The sequence below is a fragment of the Loktanella atrilutea genome, assembly GCF_900128995.1.
Classification (GTDB): Bacteria; Pseudomonadota; Alphaproteobacteria; order Rhodobacterales; family Rhodobacteraceae; genus Loktanella; species Loktanella atrilutea.
This window is the reverse complement of record NZ_FQUE01000005.1, coordinates 133,759-154,984: the sequence shown is the minus strand read 5'-3', so window position 1 is coordinate 154,984 and position 21,226 is coordinate 133,759. Positions and strand designations below refer to the sequence as shown.

The 21,226-nt window shown below is 67.8% G+C and carries 20 protein-coding genes; 9 read left to right on the top strand and 11 right to left on the bottom strand.

Features of this window, described 5'->3' with window-relative positions; genetic code table 11:
• Positions 1-72: 72 nt before the first annotated feature.
• On the top strand, positions 73-255 hold the full coding sequence (locus BUA54_RS12030; protein ID WP_072857501.1) for a CsbD family protein: 183 nt from the start codon (positions 73-75) through the stop codon (positions 253-255).
• 100 nt (positions 256-355) lie between these two features.
• Here BUA54_RS12030 and BUA54_RS12025 read toward each other — a convergent pair whose 3' ends face one another.
• The 3 genes from BUA54_RS12025 to BUA54_RS12015 form a co-directional block, all read right to left on the bottom strand.
• Positions 356-2,248: an AMP-binding protein gene (locus BUA54_RS12025; RefSeq protein ID WP_072857500.1), complete on the bottom strand. Its 1,893-nt coding sequence runs from the start codon at positions 2,246-2,248 to the stop codon at positions 356-358.
• 565 nt (positions 2,249-2,813) lie between these two features.
• Positions 2,814-5,108, bottom strand: a complete 2,295-nt coding sequence (locus BUA54_RS12020) for an NADP-dependent malic enzyme (protein ID WP_072857499.1) — start codon at positions 5,106-5,108, stop codon at positions 2,814-2,816.
• A gap of 68 nt (positions 5,109-5,176) precedes the next feature.
• Positions 5,177-5,398, bottom strand: coding sequence for a DUF3072 domain-containing protein (locus BUA54_RS12015; protein ID WP_072857498.1), 222 nt, complete (start codon positions 5,396-5,398; stop codon positions 5,177-5,179).
• Between the two features lie 144 nt (positions 5,399-5,542).
• On the opposite strand from BUA54_RS12015, the gene BUA54_RS12010 reads away from it, so the two are divergent.
• The gene (locus tag BUA54_RS12010; protein WP_072857497.1) at positions 5,543-6,313 is read left to right on the top strand and encodes a lysozyme family protein; all 771 of its coding nucleotides are present in this window, start codon (positions 5,543-5,545) and stop codon (positions 6,311-6,313) included.
• A gap of 10 nt (positions 6,314-6,323) precedes the next feature.
• On the opposite strand, the gene BUA54_RS12005 is transcribed toward BUA54_RS12010, so the two are convergent.
• Positions 6,324-6,506 (bottom strand): hypothetical protein, encoded by a 183-nt coding sequence (locus tag BUA54_RS12005; protein ID WP_072857496.1) that lies wholly within the window; start codon positions 6,504-6,506, stop codon positions 6,324-6,326.
• 64 nt (positions 6,507-6,570) lie between these two features.
• Positions 6,571-6,780: a DUF3072 domain-containing protein gene (locus tag BUA54_RS21245; RefSeq protein ID WP_072857495.1), complete on the bottom strand. Its 210-nt coding sequence runs from the start codon at positions 6,778-6,780 to the stop codon at positions 6,571-6,573.
• A gap of 117 nt (positions 6,781-6,897) precedes the next feature.
• On the opposite strand from BUA54_RS21245, the gene BUA54_RS11995 reads away from it, so the two are divergent.
• From BUA54_RS11995 to BUA54_RS11970, 6 genes are all read left to right on the top strand, one after another.
• On the top strand, positions 6,898-7,314 hold the full coding sequence (locus BUA54_RS11995; protein ID WP_072857494.1) for a cytidine deaminase: 417 nt from the start codon (positions 6,898-6,900) through the stop codon (positions 7,312-7,314).
• A 2-nt stretch (positions 7,315-7,316) separates the two neighbouring features.
• Positions 7,317-8,615: a thymidine phosphorylase gene (locus BUA54_RS11990; RefSeq protein WP_072857493.1), complete on the top strand. Its 1,299-nt coding sequence runs from the start codon at positions 7,317-7,319 to the stop codon at positions 8,613-8,615.
• Between the two features lies 1 nt (position 8,616).
• On the top strand, positions 8,617-9,792 hold the full coding sequence (locus BUA54_RS11985) for a phosphopentomutase (RefSeq protein WP_072857492.1): 1,176 nt from the start codon (positions 8,617-8,619) through the stop codon (positions 9,790-9,792).
• Positions 9,789-10,775 carry an adenosine deaminase gene (locus BUA54_RS11980; RefSeq protein ID WP_072857491.1) on the top strand — a complete coding sequence of 329 codons (987 nt, stop codon included), beginning with the start codon at positions 9,789-9,791 and terminating at the stop codon, positions 10,773-10,775. The genes BUA54_RS11985 and BUA54_RS11980 overlap by 4 nt, the downstream gene beginning before the upstream one ends.
• The gene (upp, locus tag BUA54_RS11975; protein WP_072857490.1) at positions 10,772-11,419 is read left to right on the top strand and encodes a uracil phosphoribosyltransferase; all 648 of its coding nucleotides are present in this window, start codon (positions 10,772-10,774) and stop codon (positions 11,417-11,419) included. Before BUA54_RS11980 ends, upp begins: the two co-directional genes overlap by 4 nt.
• A 77-nt stretch (positions 11,420-11,496) precedes the next feature.
• Complete coding sequence (locus BUA54_RS11970; protein ID WP_143155412.1) at positions 11,497-12,870, top strand: SPOR domain-containing protein; 1,374 nt, start codon at positions 11,497-11,499, stop codon at positions 12,868-12,870.
• Positions 12,871-12,893: 23 nt separating this feature from the next.
• Here BUA54_RS11970 and BUA54_RS11965 read toward each other — a convergent pair whose 3' ends face one another.
• Both BUA54_RS11965 and BUA54_RS11960 read right to left on the bottom strand, forming a co-directional pair.
• Positions 12,894-13,907, bottom strand: coding sequence for a hypothetical protein (locus BUA54_RS11965; protein WP_072857488.1), 1,014 nt, complete (start codon positions 13,905-13,907; stop codon positions 12,894-12,896).
• Between the two features lie 50 nt (positions 13,908-13,957).
• Positions 13,958-15,583 (bottom strand): AMP-binding protein, encoded by a 1,626-nt coding sequence (locus BUA54_RS11960; RefSeq protein ID WP_072857487.1) that lies wholly within the window; start codon positions 15,581-15,583, stop codon positions 13,958-13,960.
• 105 nt (positions 15,584-15,688) lie between these two features.
• Here BUA54_RS11960 and BUA54_RS11955 point away from each other — a divergent pair, with 105 nt between their 5' ends.
• Positions 15,689-16,342 (top strand): sulfotransferase family 2 domain-containing protein, encoded by a 654-nt coding sequence (locus BUA54_RS11955; protein WP_072857486.1) that lies wholly within the window; start codon positions 15,689-15,691, stop codon positions 16,340-16,342.
• A gap of 150 nt (positions 16,343-16,492) precedes the next feature.
• Here BUA54_RS11955 and BUA54_RS11950 read toward each other — a convergent pair whose 3' ends face one another.
• The 4 genes from BUA54_RS11950 to BUA54_RS11935 are packed head-to-tail and all read right to left on the bottom strand — an operon-like array spanning position 16,493 to position 21,039.
• Positions 16,493-18,697 carry a 3-hydroxyacyl-CoA dehydrogenase NAD-binding domain-containing protein gene (locus BUA54_RS11950; RefSeq protein ID WP_072857485.1) on the bottom strand — a complete coding sequence of 735 codons (2,205 nt, stop codon included), beginning with the start codon at positions 18,695-18,697 and terminating at the stop codon, positions 16,493-16,495.
• Complete coding sequence (locus BUA54_RS11945; RefSeq protein ID WP_072857484.1) at positions 18,694-19,173, bottom strand: hypothetical protein; 480 nt, start codon at positions 19,171-19,173, stop codon at positions 18,694-18,696. Before BUA54_RS11945 ends, BUA54_RS11950 begins: the two co-directional genes overlap by 4 nt.
• A 5-nt stretch (positions 19,174-19,178) precedes the next feature.
• Positions 19,179-20,390 carry an acetyl-CoA C-acetyltransferase gene (locus BUA54_RS11940; protein ID WP_072857483.1) on the bottom strand — a complete coding sequence of 404 codons (1,212 nt, stop codon included), beginning with the start codon at positions 20,388-20,390 and terminating at the stop codon, positions 19,179-19,181.
• 16 nt (positions 20,391-20,406) lie between these two features.
• Positions 20,407-21,039: a glutathione S-transferase family protein gene (locus tag BUA54_RS11935; protein ID WP_072857482.1), complete on the bottom strand. Its 633-nt coding sequence runs from the start codon at positions 21,037-21,039 to the stop codon at positions 20,407-20,409.
• Positions 21,040-21,226: the final 187 nt, after the last annotated feature.

Sequence of the window (21,226 nt, the reverse complement as noted above, 5' to 3'; positions counted from 1 at the left end):
CCGCGTTTTACCAGCAGACGGGATGGCGACGATAACCGAAGCCAACTGCCTGTAAAGGAATGGAGAATTATCATGGGTGAACTGACAGACAAAGCAAAGGCCGCCGGCAACAAGATCGCCGGTGCCGCCAAGGAAGTCACCGGCAAGGCCACCGACAACGAGCGTCTGGAATCCGAAGGCAAGGCACAGCAAGCCAAGGGCGACGTGCAGAAAGCCACCGGCACCGTGAAGGGTGCGCTGGGCGACGACATCTGATCGCTACGATTACTCAAGACGACCGGGCCCCGTCTGTACAGCAGGCGGGGCCTTTTCATGTCGTCACATCATCCAACCCAAGGCGACCGTCGGCCGCCGCTCATGTCCCGCCATAGCCCAATGGCTTCACCGCTGCGCGGATCTCGTCCAGAACGGCCGGGTCGTCGATGGTCGCCGGCACCTTGAAATCTGCGTTGTCGGCGATCGCGACCATGGTGCGGCGCAGGATCTTGCCGGACCGGGTCTTGGGCAGGCGGTCGACGACGGCGATCAGCTTGAAGGCGGCGACCGGGCCGATCTCGTCGCGGACCATGCGGATGCAGTCGGCGATGATCTCGTCATCACTGCGGGTGGTGCCCTTGTTGGTGCAGACGAACCCCATCGGCAACTGCCCCTTCAGCGCGTCGCTGACGCCGATCACGGCACATTCGGCGACGTCCGGGTGGTTGGACAGGATTTCCTCCATCGCGCCGGTCGACAGGCGGTGACCCGCCACGTTGATCACGTCGTCGGTGCGCGCCATGACGTAAAGGTAGCCGTCCTCGTCCAGCCGCCCCGCGTCGCCGGTCTCGTAGTAGCCGGGGAAGGTGGTCAGGTAGGACTTGATGAAACGATCCTCGGCATTCCACAGGGTCGGCAGGGTGCCCGGCGGCAGGGGCAGCTTGATCGCGATGGCGCCCAGCTCGCCGACCGGCATGTCCTGCCCCGCGGCGTCGAGGATGTGGATGTCATAGCCGGGCATCGCCACCGTGGGGCTGCCGATCTTCACGGGCAACGCCTCGATCCCCGCGGGGTTGCCGGCGATGACGGCACCCGTCTCTGTCTGCCACCAGTGGTCGTAGACCGGCACGCCCATGATCTTCTGCGCCCAGATGATCGTGTCCGGGTCCGCCCGTTCCCCGGCAAGGTAGAGCGCGCGCAGGCTGCTGATATCGTAGTCGCCGATCAGCTCTCCCTTCGGGTCGTCGCGCTTGATCGCGCGGAACGCCGTGGGGGCGGTGAAGAACGACTTCACCTTGTGGTCCTGGATCACCCGCCAGAAGGTCCCGGCATCCGGCGTTCCGACCGGCTTGCCCTCGAACACCACCGTGGTGTTACCGTGGATCAGCGGACCGTAGCAGATATAGCTGTGGCCCACGACCCAGCCCACGTCCGACGCCGCCCAGAAGACGTCGCCCGGATCGACGTTGTAGACGTTCTTCATCGTCCAGTTCAGCGCCACCAGATGCCCCGCGGTGGGCCGCACGACGCCCTTCGGCGCCCCGGTGGTGCCGGAGGTGTAGAGGATATAGGCCGGATGGTCGCCCGCGACGGGCACGCAGGCGGCGGGGGCCACGCCCTCCTGCACCGCGTGCCAGTCGTGATCGAACCCCGGCGTCAGGTCGCAGGGCAATTGGTCGCGCTGCAGGATGATGGTGAAATCGACCTTGTGCTTCGCCTGTTCCACCGCGCCGTCGATCAGCGGCTTGTAGGCGATCGTCCGCCCCGGCTCCAGCCCGCAAGAGGCGCCGATGATCGCCTTGGGCGTCGCGTCGTCGATCCGCACGGCGAGTTCATGGGCGGCGAAGCCGCCGAAGACGACCGAATGGACCGCCCCGATCCGGGCGCAGGCCAGCATGGCGACGATCGCCTCGGGCACCATCGGCATGTAGATGATGACCCGGTCGCCCTTCGCGATGCCCTTGTCGCGCAGGGCCCCCGCAAGTCGGGCGGTGGCGGCCTTCAGTTCGGCAAAGGTCATGCGGCTGACGGTGCCGGTGATCGGGCTGTCGTGGATGATCGCCACCTGATCGCCGCGGCCCGCTTTCACATGGCGGTCGACGGCGTTGTGGCAGGTGTTGACCTGCGCATCGGCGAACCAGCGGTAAAGCGGGGCCCGGCTGATGTCGAGCGCGTAGGACGGCGGCTTGACCCAGTCGATCTTCTTCGCCTCGGCCATCCAGAATGCCTCCGGATCGTCCTGCCAGCTTTTGTAGATCTTGGCGTAGGCCATGCGCGCGTCCTCCCAAACGGTCGCCGTCATGGTTAGGCAAGGGCGACGGCCGCAGCAAGGGCGGCACGCGCGGGTCATGCGGAATCGTCAAGATATTGACAGTATGGGCGGGTCGGACCGCTGCGGCAGGCGGCCCGGAAATGCTGTTTCTCGACCCCCGGGGATAAGGCGGACAAGACAGATGACGGGGTCCATCACATCGCGGTGATTTTCAGATATTGCGGAAAATGGCTGATACTTGAAATCATCAGGCGCAAATTGGCCGATCCAAGCAGCATTGTTTTCGCGTTCATCTTGTGAGCCTGTTGGACGGCGCCTAGATCTCATGGCACGGGACGACACTTCCGCCGCCTCCGTTTACCTGGAGAAGATCATGGACAAGCACGGTACCCCCTCGAAGTCGAAACAGGCCCCGAAGCCGGCCTCGACGCCGGACACCAAGGCCAAGCAGCCCGACCAGAAACCCCAGACAGCAAAGAAATAGCGCCCGCGACCGATCGGGATGGCCCTCCGGCCATCCCGGTCCCCCAGTCCGCGCACGGGAAGATGCGGCGCTGCGCGGCGGTCAGCCGTAGTGCGCAACGGGCGTGCCCGCGATGGCCGACATGTTCAGCAGGCCGCGCGTGGTGATCGACGGCGTCACGATATGTGCGCGGTTGCCCATGCCCATCAGGATCGGCCCGACCTCCAGCGCGTTGCCCTTGATCTTGAGGATGTTGCGCACGCCCGACGCCGCGTCGGCATTGGCGAAGACGAGGCAATTTGCGGCCCCGTCCATGTGCGCGCCCGGAAATATCCGGTTGCGCAGATCCACGTCGAGCGCGCTGTCGATGTGCATCTCGCCCTCGAAGCTGAAATCGCGCGGTGCGCTGTGCAGGATATCCATCGCCGCCCGCATCCGCCGGCCCGAAGAGCTGTCCATGTTGCCGAACTGGCTGTGAGAGCAAAGCGCGATCTTCGGCTCCACCCCGAAACGGCGGATGTGGCGCGCGGCACCGATCGCGGTTTCGGCAATCTGTTCCGGCGTCGGTTCTTCGTGGACCTGCGTATCGGCGATGAACAGGCTATCGGTTTCAAGGATCATCAGCGACAGGGCCGCGACCGGGTGAAGCTGTTCGTTTCCAAGGATTTGCTGGATGTAGTTCAGGTGCCACAAATACTGGCCGAAGGTGCCGCAGATCAGTGAATCCGCCTCGTCCCGGTGGACCATGACGGCACCGATCGCCGTGGTATTGGTCCGCATGATCGCACGGGCCAGATCCGGCGTCACGCCCCGGCGTGCCATGATGTCGTGGTAGGTGCCCCAGTAGTCGCGATAGCGGGGATCGTTTTCCGGGTTCACGATCTTGAAGTCCACGGCCGGCCGGATGTCGAGCCCGGCGCGTTCGCAGCGCGCGGCAATCACCTCCGGCCGGCCGATCAGGATCGGCAGGTCCGTCGTCTCCTCCATCACCGCCTGCGCCGCGCGCAGCACGCGTTCGTCCTCGCCTTCGGCAAAGACGATGCGCCGGGTGGCGGTCCGGGCGGCCTCGAACACCGGGCGCATGATGAAGGCGGACTTGAAGACGCTGGCGTCCAGCTGCCGCTTGTAGGCCGCCATGTCGGGGATGGGTCGGGACGCGACGCCGGTGTCGCAGGCGGCCTGCGCCACGGCGCTCGCCACGACGCCCATCAGCCGCGGATCAAAGGGCTTCGGGATCAGGTAGTCGGGTCCAAAGGTCAGCTGCTCGCCCTGATAGGCGGCCGCGGCCTCGGCGCTGGTGGTGGCACGCGCCATCGCGGCGATCCCCTCGATGCAGGCGATCTTCATCTCGTCGTTGATCGTGGTCGCCCCCGCGTCCAGCGCGCCGCGGAAGATGAAGGGAAAGCACAGGACGTTGTTGACCTGATTGGGAAAGTCCGACCGCCCCGTGGCGATGATAGCCTTCGGGTTCACCGCGCGTGCGGTCGCCGGATCGATCTCCGGGTTCGGGTTGGCAAGGGCGAAGATGATCGGCACATCGGCCATCTTGCCGACCATTTCGGGCGTCAGCACGCCGGGGCCTGACAGGCCGAGGAAGACATCGGCGCCTTCGATCACGTCATCCAGGCTGCGCGGCGTGTCGCCTTGCGCGTATTCCGCCTTCTGGTCTGTCATGTCCAGTTCGCGGCCGGTGTAGACAAGGCCCTGTAGGTCGCACAGATAGACATTGCGCCGCTGCACGCCGAGCTTCAGCAGCATGTTCAGGCAGGCGATGCCGGCAGCCCCCCCCCCGGTGGACACAACCTTGACGTCCTTGAAATCCTTGCCCGCGATGCGCAGGGCGTTGGTGATGCCGGCACCCACGACGATCGCCGTCCCGTGCTGGTCGTCGTGAAAGACCGGAATGTTCATCCGTTCGCGACAGATCCGCTCCACGACAAAGCAGTCGGGCGCCTTGATGTCTTCGAGGTTGATGGCGCCGAAGGTCGGTTCCAGCGCGCAGACGATCTCTGCCAGTTTCACCGGGTCGGGTTCGTTCAGCTCGATGTCGAAGCAGTCGATGTTGGCGAACTTCTTGAACAGGACCGCCTTGCCCTCCATCACCGGCTTGGAGGCGAGGGCGCCGATGTTGCCCAGCCCCAGCACGGCGGTGCCATTCGTCACGACGCCGACGAGGTTGCCGCGCGTGGTGAAGTCGCGCGCGGTGTCCGGGTCGCGCTTGATCTCCAGACAGGCCTCGGCCACGCCGGGGGAATAGGCGCGCGACAGGTCGCGACCGTTGGCCAGCGGCTTCGTTGCGCGGATCTCCAGCTTGCCGGGCTTGGGAAACTGGTGATAGTCCAGCGCGGCCTTGCGCAGGCTTTCAGAGGGCGTGTCGTCTTTGTCGGCAGGGGTCATGGCCGGGCGGTCCTGTCAGTGAAACTGGTTCACCCCTAAACCATCCCGGCCGCTGCGCCTAGGCCGGGTTACGCGCCCCGGCCGGTCTTTTCCTGCAGGGCGTCGATCCGCTTGGACGCCTCGGCCTTGCTCAGGTTCGGATCGAACGTTTCGCCGGCCTCTTCGGACAGGGTCTGAAGGTAGCTGGCCTGCGCGCCGGTCATCGCCTCGTCACCGGTCACCCAGTCATCGACAGGCTTTTCCGCATTGCCGGGGGCTTCGGTCTTGGGGTGGCTCAGATCTTCGGTCATGGGGACATCCTTTCATGAATTGTTCATATAATGTTCCCGGCGGGTTTTTGTTCCACCGGGCCGGTGCGATCCGTGGCGCGCCCAACGATTTATCAACCTCTGTCCCGCAGGTTGCGGCCGATTGAAAACGGGCAAGGGGACCGCATGGCACTTTTTCGACACCTGTCTTTCGCAATGTTCCTGTTGGGTCTGACGATTGCCACGCCGCAGGTTGCGCCCGCCGACGCGCTATCGCTGACGGGGCGGTCGTCGATCCTGCAGGGGCGTGTCGCGATGGTCGACCTGTCAGCGTCCGATCCCGCAGACCGACCGAATGCGACGCGGGCCAGCCTTTTCGTCGGCGATGGGGGGCGCAGCTTCTTCGCGCCATACCCGGTGCGGCTGCAACGGGCACGGCTGGCGTCGGGTCCCGCGATTGCCGTGCCTCTTGGCGGCGGAACCCCCGCCGACCGGGTGCGCCACCTGATCGCCGCGGCAGAGGCGGGGCGCGCCGGCTATGACGCCGTGAACTACGGCGCGACCCGCAGGCCCGCCCGCCGCCCGACAGAGATGACGATTGCGGAAATCTACCGCTGGATTAAGGCCACGCCCGGTCAGCCGCACGCGATCGGCCGCTACCAGTTCATCCCGGCCACCCTGCGGCGGCTGGTGGACATCACGGGTGTCGCCCTGAACGACCGTTTCAGCCCGCAGGTGCAGGACGCGCTCGCCGATGTCCTGCTGGCAGAGGCGGGATTCCACGATGTCGCGAACGGCCGGATCGACCGGCGCACCTTCATGAACAATCTGGCCAAGATCTGGGCCGGTCTGCCGAACGCCAGCGGCCGCAGCCACTATCACGGCTACGCCGGCAACCGCGCCACCCTGACATGGGCCCGGTTCGAGGCGGAGATGAGCACGATCTTTCCGGGCTGACCCCAGAGCGTCAGCGCTTTGCCGATTCCGCCTCCAGCTGGGCAGACAGCCGCTCGATCATCTCGTCCGCATGTTCGGCGGTCATCTGGTCGCTGAACGGATGGCCCGTCTTTTCGCACAGGTCTTGCAGGATGGCGGCCTGTTCGCCGTCCATCATGTGGTGGTCTTCGGTCATGTTGGGGCCTTCGGGCATCGGTCTCGTCCTTTCGATGTGTCTTCGCCGCGCGTGCCGTCGGCGGTCGGGGCAGGCGGCGGGATCAGAGGTTCTGATCGGTGTTCAGGCTGTCGGTCAGCTCTGCGATGCGCTGCAACGCTTCCGCTTCCGTCAGGTTGGCGTTGAAGGGTTCGCCCGCATCCTCGCACAGGCTGCGCAGCAGATCGGCCTGATCGCCGGTCATGGGCGCGTCGGCGGCCTGCGCGATGGCGTCGTCGTCGCGGTGCGCAAGGGGTTTGGTGGGGGGGATCATCGCAGCCTCCTGTGGTGTGCGTAAGGTAACGCCGGCGCCGGCAGCCCAGTTCCCCCGAACGGCTTGCATCCGGTGTCCCGCGGCTTCACTGTCGCGCCAAATGCCGGAGAATCCCCCATGTCCCATCCAGACCCAGACACCGCCGCCCTGATCGCGGCCGCCACCGCCGTGCGGGACAACGCCCACGTGCCCTATTCCGGCTTCAAGGTCGGCGCCGCGATCCGCACCTTGGACGGCGCGATCCACATCGGCTGCAACGTGGAAAACGTGGCCTATCCCGAAGGCACCTGCGCCGAGGCGGGCGCCATCGCCGCCATGTGCGCCGCCGGTGCGCGCGACATCGCGGCCGTCGCCGTCATCGCCGACAGCCCGCAGCCGGTCAGCCCCTGCGGCGGCTGCCGCCAGAAGCTGGCGGAATTCGCGGCCCCCGACACGCCTGTCACGCTGACGACCGTCGACGGCGCGGTGCTGGAAACGACCGTCGGCACCCTGCTGCCCGGCGCCTTCGACGCGGACTACATGAGCCGGGTGTGACCATGGATGCGCGTTCCCTGATTGCCGCCGTCCGGCGCGGCGATGTGGCGCCCGACGGGCTGGCGGCGTTTACAACCGGGCTGGCCGATGGCGGCGTCACCGACGCGCAGGCCGGCGCCTTTGCCATGGCCGTCTGCCTGAAAGGTCTGGACGCCCCCGGCCGCGTCGCCCTGACGACCGGCATGCGCGACAGCGGCGACGTGCTGCGCTGGGACCTGCAGGGGCCGGTGCTGGACAAGCATTCGACCGGCGGCGTGGGCGACTGCGTGTCGCTGATCCTCGCCCCCATGCTCGCGGCCTGCGGCGTCTATGTCCCGATGATCTCTGGCCGCGGGCTGGGGCACACGGGCGGCACCCTCGACAAGCTGTCGGCCGTGCCCGGCGTCTGCGTCGACGTGACCGAGGCCGACCTGCGCGCCATCGTGGCCGACGTGGGCTGCGCCATCGTCGGCGCAACGACGCGGATCGCCCCCGCCGACCGCAGGCTCTATGCGGTGCGCGACGTGACGGCGACGGTCGATTCCATCGACCTCATCACCGCCTCGATCCTGTCCAAGAAGCTGGCCGCCGGCCTCGACGCGCTGGTGCTGGACGTGAAGGTCGGCAGCGGCGCCTTCATGAAGACCCGCGGTGATGCCACGGCCCTTGCCCGCGCGCTTGTCGACACGGCGCGCGGGGCAGGGTGCCCCACCGTCGCCGTGCTGTCCGACATGACGCAGCCGCTCGCCCCCGCCCTCGGCAACGCGACGGAAATGGCGGTCTGCCTCGACGTGCTGTCAGGCCAGCCAGAGGCCGCGCCCCGCCTCGTCGCCCTCGCCCTGTCGCTGGGGTGCGAGGCGCTGGCGCTGGCCGGCTGGCCGGTCGTAAAGGCCCGCGCCGCCCTCGAACGCACGCTGGCCGACGGCAGCGCGATGGACCGCTTCGCGCGGATGATCGCGGCTTTGGGCGGCCCGCCCGACATGGACAAGGACTGGCGCACGCATCTGCCCAAGGCGCCCGTCACCCTGGCCGTCACCGCCCCGCACGGCGGCCACATCGCCGCCATCGACGGAGAGGCGCTGGGTCTCGCCGTCGTGGCCTTGGGCGGTGGCCGCGCGCGAGAGGGTGACCGCATCGACCCCGCCGTCGGCCTGACGGATGTCGCCGATCTGGGCACGCCGATCACCCGCGGCACCCGGATCGCCACCGTCCACGCCCGGACGCAGGACAAGGCAGAGGCGGCGCGCGACGCGGTGCTGGCCGCCATCACCATCGGCGCACGCCCCGCCACCACGCCCCTGATACTGGACAGGATCACCTGACATGACACGCGCTTTTCTGGTCGTCATCGACTCGGTCGGCATCGGCGGTGCGCCGGATGCGGACGCCTTTTTCAACGGCAGCCGCCCCGATACCGGCGCCAACACCGTGGCCCATATCGCGCAGGCGCAGCCCCTGAAGCTGCCGGTGATGGACGCGCTGGGCCTTGGCGCCGCCATCCGTCTGGCCAGCGGCGCCGACACGCCGGGCCTCGACGCCGATCCCACCGGCGCCTGGGGCGCCGCGACAGAGGTCAGCCCCGGCAAGGACACCCCCTCGGGCCACTGGGAACTGGCCGGCGTGCCGGTGCCCTGGGACTGGACCTATTTCCCCGACACGCAGCCTGCCTTCCCAGACAACCTGACCGCCTTGATCTGCAAGCTTGCGGGGACCGAGGGCATCCTCGGCAATTGCCACGCCAGCGGCACCGCGATCATCGACGCACACGCCGCCGAACACATGCGCACCGGCTGGCCCATCGTCTACACCTCCGCCGACTCCGTCCTGCAGATCGCCGCGCACGAGGAAAGCTTCGGCCTCGACCGCCTGCTGACGCTCTGCCGCGACCTCGCCCCGCATGTCCACGCGATGAAGGTCGGCCGCGTGATCGCCCGCCCCTTTGTCGGGACCGACGGCGCCTACACCCGCACCCCGAACCGCAAGGACTACGCCATCGCCACGCCGGCGCCCACGATCTGCGACGACGCGCAGGCCGCCGGCCGCCGCGTCCACGCGGTGGGCAAGATCGGCGACATCTTCTCGATGCGGGGCATCGACGAGGTGCGCAAGGGCGATGACCGCACCCTGATGGGCCACCTGTCCGACTTGGTGGACACGGCAGAGGAGGGGTCCTTCACCTTCGCCAACTTCGTCGAGTTCGACAGCCTCTACGGTCACCGCCGCGACATTCCGGGCTATGCCGGCCATCTGGAATGGTTCGACGCCGAACTGGGCCGCCTCTTGCCCCGTCTGCGCGACGGCGATCTTCTGATCGTGACGGCGGACCACGGCAACGACCCTAGCTGGACCGGCACCGACCACACGCGCGAACGGGTGCCCGTGCTGGTCTATGGCATCGGCGCGAAAAGCCTCGGCCAGATCGCCTTCGTCGACGTGGCCGCCACCGTGGCCGATCACCTCGGCATCCCCCATACCGGCCCCGGAAAGTCTGTCCTATGAGCCTGCGCGACATCCCGAAGGTCGAACTGCACCTGCACCTCGAAGGCGCGGCCCCGCCCGACTTCATCAGGGGCCTCGCCGCGGAAAAGCGCATCCGCCTCGACGGCATCTTCGACGCCGACGGCGGCTACGAATTCCGCGACTTCGCCCACTTCCTGCGCCAATACGACGAGGCCTGCACCGTCCTGACCGGGCCCGAGGAATTTTACCGCCTCACCCGTGCCGTGCTGGCCGAAAGCGCCTTTCACGGCGTCATCTATACAGAGGCGTTCCTGTCCCCCGATTTCTGCGGCGGCGGCGACCTGTCGGCGTGGCGCGACTATCTGGCGGCGATCCAGCAGGCGGCCTCCGACGCGGAACGCGACGACGGCATCGTGATGCGCGGCATCGCCACCGCCGTGCGCCACCACGGCCGCGACGCCTGCCGCAAGGCGGCACGGGTCGCCGCGGAAACCGCAGGCGACTTCCTGACCGGCTTCGGCATGGCGGGGGCAGAACTCGAAGGCCGCCCCGGCGATTTCGCCTACAGCTTCGATCTGGCGAAGGAGGCGGGCCTGCGCCTGACCGCCCACGCCGGCGAATGGGGCGACCCCCAGCGCATCCGTGAAACGCTGGCCCTGGGCGTCGAACGCCTCGGCCACGGCATCCGCGCGATCGAGGATCCGCGCCTCGTCGACGACCTCGCCGACCGCGGCATCACGCTGGAGGTCTGCCCCGGCTCGAACGTCGTCCTGCAAGCCGTTGACAACTGGGACGTTCACCCGATCGAGCGGCTGCGCGACGCGGGCGTGCCGGTCACGATCAGCACCGACGATCCGCCGTTCTTTCACACCACGATGACCGCGGAATACGAGAACCTGCAGCGCACCTTCGGCTGGCAGGAAGCGGATTTCCGCGACACCAACATCGCCGCCGCCAACGCTGCCTTCTGCGACACCGCCACCCGTGACGCGATCCTCAAACGACTGGAGCCCGCCCCATGACCCAAGACTTCTCCGACGGCCACCTGACCCACGTCACCCACCCGCTGGTGCAGCACAAGCTGACCCTGATGCGCCGCAAGGACACCTCGACCGCCGGTTTCCGCCAGCTGTTGCGAGAGATCAGCCAGCTTCTGGCCTACGAGATCACCCGCGGCCTGCCGATGACGACCGAACGCATCGACACGCCGCTGCAGCCGATGGACGCCCCCGTGCTCGACGGCAAGAAGCTGGTGCTGGTCTCGATCCTGCGGGCAGGCAACGGGCTGCTGGACGGCATCCTCGAACTGGTGCCCTCCGCCCGCGTCGGCTTCGTCGGCCTCTACCGGGACGAGGAAACGCTGAAGCCCGTGCAATACTACTTCAAGGTGCCGCAGGCGCTCGAGGATCGCATGGTCATCGCCGTCGACCCGATGCTGGCGACCGGCAACTCCTCGGTCGCGGCCATCGACCTGCTGAAGCAGGCGGGCGCCACCAACATCCGCTTCCTTTGCCTGCTGGCCGCGCCAGAGGGCATCGCCCGCATGAAGGAGGCCCATCCCGACGTGCAGATCGTCACCGCGGCGGTGGACGAACGCCTGAACGAACAGGGCTACATCGTGCCGGGTCTCGGTGACGCGGGCGACCGGATGTTCGGCACCAAATAAGGCGGATCGAAGGCAGGATAGCCTTTACTTGCTATGGATTGTTTGCGATGTTCCCACAATATATTGTGGGGATGTCTATGTCTGCGACACGTTTCGCCAGCACAATCGCAACCGCGGCCCTGATGGCCTCCGGCCTTGGGGTGGCAACCGTTTCGGCGCAGACAAGCGCGGTGCCGGCCGAACTGCCCCCCGCCGGCTACGACGCCAGCCAGTACGTGGACTCCCGCGGCTGCGCCTTCGTGCGGGCCGGCATGGCCGGCATGGTGAACTGGGTGCCCCGCGTTGACCGCGCCCGTAACCAGCTGTGCAATTTCCAACCGACGACCGTCCGCACCGCGCAGGCCACGCCGCAGGCGCAACCCGCGCCGCAGGCCGAGGTCCGCACGCCGGATCCCCTGCCAGAGCCGCCGGTCGTGACCCTGCCGCCGCGCCCGGCCGCGGTTGCAAAGACCGCACCCCGCCCGGCCACGCCGCAGGTCCGCCGCATTCCCGCCCCGCCGGCCCCCCGGCCCGTGGTCGCTGCGCCGGCCCCGCGCGCCGTTCCGGCGCCGCAACCCCGCCGCATGACCTATGCGCAGGCCTGCGCGGGGCGCTTCGGCCTGCAGCCCGGTTTCGTCAGCGCCGGCACGGGCGCGCCCGTCGATTGCGGACCTAGCCCGCAGCCGGCCGGCACCGCGACCGCACAGCCCCTGCGCCTGACCCTCGCCGCCGCCTGCGACCGGCAGGCCGAAACGGGCCAGACCCTGATCGACGCCGCGACCGGCGCCCCCATCGCCTGCCCGACGCCCGCGCCGGTTCGGATCGCCATGACGCCGCAGCCCGCCTTTGCGCTGCCCGTCGCGGCGCCGTCGCATGCGACCTCCGGTTGCGCCATTCCCGGCCTCGGGGGCGATCCCCGCTTTCCGATGCGCTGCGGCCCGCAGGCCGAGTCCCCCTCTGGCCGCGGCTACGGGCTGTCGGGCCGTCAGGTCGTCGCCGCCGATGTCACCGCCAGCTATCCGGCCGCAGTCGCCGTAACGCGAACGGCGACCCCGCGCCCGCTCTTCGGGGCCGGTCCGGTGCCCGCATCCAACGCGCCCGCCGGCACGCCGGTCCGCATCGCCGCCGGCTACGCCCGTGTCTGGGACGACGGTCGCATCAATCCGCAGCGCGGGCTGCGCGTGGCGCAGACCGTGCCACATGTCAGCAGCCGGTCCGTGGCCCCTGCCGCGGTGCAGGTGCCCGCGGCGGCCGCGGGGCATCGCTACGTGCAGGTCGGCAGCTTCGCCGATCCGGCCAACGCTGCCCGGCTGATCGCACGGCTGCAAGTCGCGGGCCTGCCCGTTGCCTCGGCGACATCCGGCGGGCTCAAGACCATCGCCGCTGGCCCGTTCCGGTCTCCCGGCGACCTGACCCGCGCCCTCGGCATCGTGCGCGGCATGGGCTTTTCCGACGCGTTCCTGCGCAGCTAGGCCAAACCCGGCGGCATGGACCCTCAGCCGTCGCAGATCGCCTGCACCTGAATCCATTCGGCATCGGTCAGCACCGGCACCGGCGTCTGCCCCCGCATCGGGTCTGACGTGATCAGCGTCGCCCCGTTCTGGTCCCGCGCCGAACGCAGCGACGCATAGGGGGCAGAGGAGACCTTGGCATCCGCAAAGGCCCGCAGCAGCACCGCTTCCGACACCGGGCGCGGTCCCTGCGCGAGCAGTGCGTCCGCGTAGTCCGACAGCGCCGCCTCCGGCAGCTTGCCAGAGGTCAACAGCTGGATCGTCGCCGGCAGGCCCGCGTGGCGCAGCAGCGCCTCCATCGGATCGCCGGTGCTGGCACGCGCCGCGATGACATCGCCCGCGGCGATCAGCGGATCGTCGTAGCGCACCAGCATCGACCGGTCGATCACCGTCAGGTCGCCGGGCAGGGTGAAGGGCCCCGGCAACGCCGCCGGCAGCACGACGATCTGCCCCGGCGCGTCGCGCCCGAACAGCCGCGTCATCAGCGTTTCCAGCGCCGCACGCCCGCGGGTGCCGCGGCAGACCGGCCCGGTCCGTGCCTGCAGATGACCCAGCACCGTCGCCCCGATCTCGGCCCGGCGCAGGGCGCTGACGCTGTCGGCGGTCTGCCGTCGCAGCGCATCCGGGCCCCAAAGCGCGGTGCCCCCGATGACAGCCAGCAGCAGCGCCAGCGTCAGCATCTGCCGCAATCGCCCGCGCCGGGGCAGCGCCTTGACCAGACTGCCACGCACCGTGTCGATGGCGTCGATCATGACGGGGTCGTCGATTTCCAGCGTCTCCGTCGCATCGGCATCGGGGGCGAACACCGCCGGCACCTCCTGCGGGTTCAGCCGTGCCACCGCGGGCAGCGACCAGTGCGACAGCGGCCGTCCCGCGCCATCGGACACGACAAGCGTCGCATCGCCGAAGGACACGATCACCTCGCGCCGCTGGTCCGTGCGGTTGGCCCGCCACAGCCCGAGGCTTTCAAGTCGTTCGTATTGCGCAAGTGCGGTCATGCTGCCTGTCTGCCGGTTTTTCACACCCTAAGGCACGCGCGCCGGAACGCCTAGGGGGTGGCGACCCGCTTGCGCAATTCGAATTTCTGGATCTTCCCGGTCGAGGTCTTGGGCAATTCCCCGAACACCACCCGCTTTGGACACTTGAAGCCCGCCAGACGGCTGCGGGTATGGGCGATCAACTCCTCCGCCGTCGCCTCCCGCCCCGCCTTCAGCTCAACGAAGGCGCAGGGCACTTCGCCCCACCTGTCGTCCGGCATCGCCACCACGGCACAGAGGCTGACGGCCGCATGGTGCATCAGCGCACTCTCCACCTCGATCGAGGAGATGTTTTCGCCCCCCGAGATGATGATGTCCTTCGACCGGTCGGTGATCTGGATGTAACCGTCCGGATGCTGCACTGCCAGATCCTCGGAATGAAAGTAGCCGCCCGCAAAGGCCTTCGCCGTCGCCTCCGGATTGCGGTAGTAGCCCTTCATCACCGCATTGCCGCGCATCACGATCTCGCCCTGCGTCGCGCCGTCGCGTGCCACGGGCCGCATCGCCTCGTCCACTACCACGATGTCCTCCATCATCGCCATCGGCACACCCTGCCGCGCCTTGATCGCGGCGCGTTCCTCCTCCGGCAGCGCGTCCCAGCCGGGGGTCCAGATGCACTCCGTCGCGGGGCCATAGGTCTCGGTCAGGCCATAGACCTGCGTGATGTTGAACCCCAGCTTGCCGATGGCCGACAGCAGCGCCGCGGCGGGCGGCGCGCCTGCGGTAAAGACCTCGACCGTGTGGTCAAAGGGCCGCCGGTCGGCCGCGTCCGCGTTCACGATCAGGTTCAGCACGATCGGCGCGCCGCCGAAATGGGTGACGCCGTGATCGGCGATGGCGGCATAGATCGCGGCGGCCGTGATGTCGCGGCAGCAGACGGCGCAGCCGCCCAGCAGCGGCATCATCCAGGTATGCGTCCAGTTGTTGCAGTGGAACAGCGGCACGATCTGCAGCATCACCGGAAACAGCTGCATCCGCCAGGCGATCTGGTTGCCCATCGTCGCCAGATAGGCCCCCCGGTGGTGATAGACGACGCCCTTCGGCCGCCCCGTGGTGCCCGAGGTATAGTTCAGCGCCAGGCTCTCCCACTCGTCCTGCGGCATGATCCAGGCAAAGGCCGGATCGCCCCCGGCCAGCAGATCCTCGTAAAGGCGGTAGCGCCCGGTCGCGGGAATGCCCGCCACCACGTCCGGCACCTCGATCACCACCGGGGCAGGGGTCTGCATCAGGGCAATGGCCGCCTCGACCAGCGGCACGCCGGCGCTGTCCACGATCACGACCCGCGCCCCGCCGTGGTCGAGGATATAGCCCACCGTGTCCGCATCCAGCCGCGTGTTGATCGTGTTCAGCACCCCGGCGCAGGCGGGCACGGCAAAGCTCGCCTCGGACTGGGCGGGCACGTTCGGCAGCAGGGTGGCCACGACATCGCCCGGCGCCACGCCAAGGCCGCGCAGCGCATCCGCCAGACGGCTGACGCGCGCGTGATACTGGGCATAGGTCCAGACCCGGTCGCCATAGGCGAGGGCAGGGCGGTCCGCATGGACATCCGCCGCCCGCTTCAGATGCGACAGCGGCGTCAGGGGCACGAAATTCGCGGGCCCCCGCGTCAGACCGCTCTCGTCCGTCATCCAGCCCATCCGCCGTCTCCCCTTCACCTCGGACCCCGTCCGCGTCAGAGTGCTGCAGCACCCGGAACAGATCAATGGAAACCTCGTGACACCGCACCACCTCGGCACCGGCCCATGATCCTGTCACCGGGCCGCCGCTACGCCTTCGTCCACATCCCCAAGACCGGCGGCACCGCCCTGACGCTGGCGCTGGAATCGCGGGCGATGAAGGACGACATCCTGATCGGCGACACCCCCAAGGCCCGCCGTCGCCGGGGCCGGCTCGCTGCCCTTCAGGCGCCGGGCCGGTTGTGGAAGCACAGCCGTCTGCGGGATGTCGAAGGGGTCTGCGACATGACCGGCTGGCGCATCGTCACGCTGGTGCGCAATCCCTGGGACCGGATCGTCAGCTACTATCACTGGCTACGCGTTCAGACCTTCGCCCATCCCGCCGTCACGCTGGCGCAGACCCGTGACTTCGGCGCCTTCCTGAACCACCCGCAGACCCGCGCAAGCCTCGCGGCACAGCCCTACGCCAGCTACCTGACCGACGCCGCCGGCACCCTGCGTGCCACAGATTTCATAAGGCTCGAGGCTTTCGCCACGGACGCAGCCCCGTTCTTCGCTCATCTGGGCTTCCGCTTCGACCTGCCCCGCGCGAATGCCTCCACCCGCACCCGCGACTGGCGCGGCTACTACACCGATGCGGACGCGGCCCTCGTAGCGCGGATCTGCGCCGCGGACATCGCCCGGTCGGGCTACCGCTTCGACCCGGACCCCGTTTCCTAGACGCCGCAAGACGCAGCGCTGCAACCGTCGCCCGCGCCGGTCCAGCACTTCTTCTCGTCACAAATACCTTGGGGGGTGAATTGGCCCTTCAGGGCCAAGAGGGGGGCTAGCCCCCCCCCCGTCGCGCCGCGCGCGGCGCGGCGCAATCCCTCAGGCGGCGTCCTCGGCCTCCGGCCCGAAGCGACCATAGAACGACTGCCCCTTGTCCGCCATGTCGCGCAGCAGGTCGGGGCAGGCGAAGCGATCGCCGAAGCGCTCCTGCAACTGGTCGCAGCGCTCCGCCGCATAGGGCGCGCCGATGATGTCGAGCCAGCTGAACGGACCGCCCGACCAGGGCGCAAAGCCCCAGCCCAGGATCGCGCCGACGTCGCCCTCGCGGATGTCGGTCAGCACGCCGTCCTCCAGCGCGCGCACCGCCTCCAGCACTTGCGCGAACAGCAGCCGGTGCTGCACCGTCACAAGGTCGGGCTGCTCCTCGGCCACCGGGTATTTATCACCCAGCTCGTCCCACAGCCCCTGCCGCTTGCCCGCGTCGTCGTAGGCGTAGAAGCCCGATTTCGACTTGCGGCCCATCCGGCCCCTGTCGGCCATCCAGAACAGCACCTCGTCGACCTCGCCGTCCGGATAGGCGTCGCCCATCGCGGCCTTGGTCGCCTTGGCAATCTTCACGCCAAGGTCGATGCTGGTCTCGTCCACCAGTTGCAGCGGCCCCAGGGGCATGCCCACCAGCTTCGCCGCATTCTCGATCAGGGCGGGGGCGACCCCTTCCTTCACCATGCGGATGCCTTCGTTGATGTAGGGGATGATGCAGCGGTTGGCGTAGAAGAACCGCGCGTCGTTCACCACGATCGGCGTCTTGCGGATCTGCCGCACGAAGTCGAGCGCCTTGGCCACCGCCACGTCGCCGGTCGCCTTGCCGCGGATGATCTCCACCAGGTTCATCTTGTCGACGGGCGAGAAGAAGTGGATGCCAATGAACTTCTCCGCGTCAGTCGCGGCCTCGGCCAGCTCCGTGATCGGCAGGGTCGAGGTATTCGTGGCGAAGATGCAGTCCGGCCCGGTGACGGCCTGCACCTTCTGCGTGACATCGGCCTTCACGCCCATGTCCTCGAACACGGCTTCCACGATCAGGTCGCAGTCCTTCAGCGCGGCATAATCCGTGGTCGCCTCGATCAGACCCAGCACCTGCTCCTTCTTCTCGGGCGTCGCCTTCTTGCGCGAAATCCCCTTGTCCATGTAATCGGCCGTATAGGACTTGCCCTTGTCCGCCGCTTCCTGCTTGGCGTCGATCAGCACGACCTTGATCCCTGCAAGCGCGCTGACCAGCGCGATCCCCGCACCCATCATCCCCGCGCCGATCACGCCGACCTGTTTCACCTTTTGGTCGGCCACGTCGGGCCGGTTGGCCCCCTTCTCCAGCGCCTCCTTGTTGATGAACAGGCTGCGAATCATCGCGGACGACGAGGGGTTCAGCAGCACATGGGTGAACCACCGCGCCTCGATCTTCAGCGCGGTATCAAAAGGCACCAGCGCGCCCTCGTAGACCGCCGACAGCAGCGCCTTGGCCGCTGGATAGACGCCCATCGTGTTGCCGTTCACCATCGCGCTGGCACCGACGAAGGTCATGAACCCCGCCGGGTGATAGGGCGCGCCGCCGGGCATCTTGTAGCCCTTCTGATCCCAGGGCTTCACGATGTCCGCATCCTTGGCCTGCAGGACCCAGGCTTTCGCCTTCTCCAGCAGCTCCTCCGGCGCCACGACCTCGTCGACGATCCCGGCCCGCTGCGCCCCTTTTGGATCGTTCAGCTTGCCCTGCAGCAGCAGGGGCGAGGCCGCCATCGCGCCCAGCTTGCGCGAGATCCGCGTCGTGCCGCCGGCCCCCGGGAAGATGCCGACCATGATCTCGGGCAGGCCGATCTTGGCCTTGGGATTGTCGGCGGCAAAGATGCGGTGGCAGGCCAGCGGGATCTCCAGCCCGATGCCCAGCGCCGTGCCGGGCAGGGCGGCGGCGATCGGCTTGCCGCCCTTCAGCGTCTTGGGGTCCATCCCCGCCCGCTCGATCCGGCGCAGCACGCCGTGCATCTGCATCACGCCGTCGAAGATGCCCTTCGCCGGATCGTCGCCCTCGTCGCGCATCCGCGCAATGATGTTCAGGTCCATGCCGCCGGCGAAAGAGCCGTCTTTGCCCGAGGTGATGACGATGCCCTTCACGGCATCATCCGCCAGCGCCTGGCCCACCAGCGCGTCGAGATCGGCAAAGCCCTGCTGGCTCATGACGTTCATCGACTTGCCGACGGTATCCCAGGTGATGACGGCGACGCCGTCGGCGTCGGTGTTCATGGTGAAATCGGTCATCGAATGTTCCCTTCCGGTGTGGATATTGGCTGGGCGACGGGGTCGCCGTCCGCGGCCGTTGTATGGATCAGGTGGCGATAGCGCTCTGCCAGCCCGCTGTGCAGATGGGTCGCTCGCCAGTGGCCTTCCCTGAACTTCAGGGTCGCGCCAGAGATGAAGCGGGGCATGACCGGCGCACCGTGGCTCAGGATGTCGAAGGTATAGGCCCCCTCGATCCGGTCGCGCGCCACGGCCCGCACGTCATGGGCGGTGCGGACCAGGTCGGTCAGGTTGTGGGTCGCGATCAGCCTGCGCCATTCGTCGAACTTCGCGCGCAGCTGGTCCTCCGTCGCCATGGCAGAGGGGCCCGTCGCGCTGTCCACGACAAGCGGGCAGAACATGGTCCGGCGCCAGGCGGCATAGTCGTCGTCGACGACATGAACGACGACCCGGTCCAGCCAGTCCTGAAAGGTGTGATGGGCTTCGCGGTCATCCATGGCCGTCACACCCTTTCGATGATCGTCGCGGCCCCCATGCCCGATGCGATGCACAGCGTGGCAAGGCCGGTGGACTTGCCGGTCCGCTCAAGCTCGTCCAGCAGGGTGCCGATGATGATGGCGCCGGTGGCCCCCAGCGGGTGGCCCATCGCGATCGAACCGCCATTCACGTTGACCACCGATGGATCGACGTCGAAAGCCTGCATGAACCGCAGCACGACCGAGGCGAAGGCCTCGTTCACCTCGAAGAGGTCGATGTCCGAGATGTTCATGCCGGAGTCCTTCAGGATCTTCTCGGTCACCGGCACCGGGCCGGTCAGCATGATCGTGGGATCGGTGCCGATCTTGGCGGTGGCGCGGATGCGCGCGCGGGGCTTCAGACCCATCGCCTCGCCCCATTCCTTCGACCCCAGCAGGACACCGGCAGAGCCATCGACGATGCCGGACGAATTGCCCGCGTGGTGGATGTGATTGATCCGCTCCAGATGCGGATACTTCATCAGCGCGACCTTGTCGAAACCGGGCATGCTTTCGCCCATGTCCTTGAAGCTCGCCTTCAGCGCGCCGAGGCTCTGCATGTCGGTCTGGGGCCGCATGTATTCGTCGTGGTCGAGGATCGGCAGCCCGTTCACGTCGCGCACGGTGATCATCGACCGCGCGAACCGGTTGTCGTCCCAGGCCGCCTTGGCGCGGCGCTGGGATTCCACCGCCAGCGCATCGGCCTCGTCTCGCGAAAATCCATATTCGGTGGCGATGATGTCCGCCGAGATTCCCTGCGGCACGAAATAGGTGTCCATCGCGATCGACGGATCGACGGCGATCGCCGCCCCGTCGCTGCCCATGGCGACGCGGCCCATCATTTCCACACCACCGGCGATGTAGGCCTGACCGGCCCCGCCGCGGATCTGGTTGGCGGCGAGGTTCACGGCCTCCATCCCTGACGCGCAGAAGCGGTTGATCGCAAGCCCCGGGATCGACTGGTCGAGGTCCGAGGCCAGCACGGCCGTCCGCGCAAGGCAGCCGCCCTGTTCGCCGACCTGCGTGACGTTGCCCCAGATCACGTCCTCGACGGCGTGGCCCTGCAGGTCGTTGCGCTCCTTCAGGGCGTTCAGCACCCCGGCGGACAGCCGGGCGCTGGTGACCTCGTGCAGGCTGCCGTCGGCGCGGCCCTTGCCGCGGGGGGTGCGCACGGCGTCGAAGATATAGGCGTCTGTCATGGTCCTGGTCCTTTCTTCAGGCAGCGGGCAGGGCGCGCTGCATCAGATCATAGGGGTGTTTCCAGCCGGGCGTCGCCGCGATGCGGTCGAGCCAGGCGTCGACATGGGGAAATTCGGTGCGGTCGAACCCGAAGGGTTCTTCGTAGAAAAGGTAGCCGCAGCAGGCGATATCGGCGACGGTCAGTTCCTCGGTCGCCAGCCAGTCGCGGTCCGCCAGATGCGTGTCCATGACCTTCAGCGCCGACTTGAGCCGCATCAGCATGAAGTCGTTGACCTCCGTGCTGCGCTTGTCCTCGGGCAGGAAGTTCGTGTTGAACCGCAAGGGCCCGGCCACGCCGCTGACCTTGTGGTTGTCGAAGAACATCCAGCGCAGCACTTCGCGCCGCTGGTCAGCGCTCTTGCCGCCCAGCTTGCTGGTCTTCGAGGTGATGTAGTCTTGGATGACTGCCGACTGGGTGATCACCAGATCGCCGTCCACCATGACCGGCACCTCGCCCATTACGTTCAGCGCGCGGAAGTCCGGCGTGCGGGTGGCCCCCTTGAAGAAATCAACGAAGACCGGCTCCCACGCCACCTCCGCGAGGGTCATCGTCAGCGCCGCCTTGTAGGCGTTGCCGCTTTCGCCGAAGCAGTGCAGCTTGATCGTCATGTGGTGCCTCCCGTGTGATGTGGCGCCCGGTGAGGGCGTCGCTTTTTGAGTATTTGGAAAAAAGCGAGGACAAGCGCCGCACCATTTTACCAAGCCTTAACTTTATTGTTCCAACCTCGACATGCGGTACAGGCTGGAGAGCCGATGACCGTAAAAAGCGAGGACCCGGTCCGTGGTGCTGCGCCTC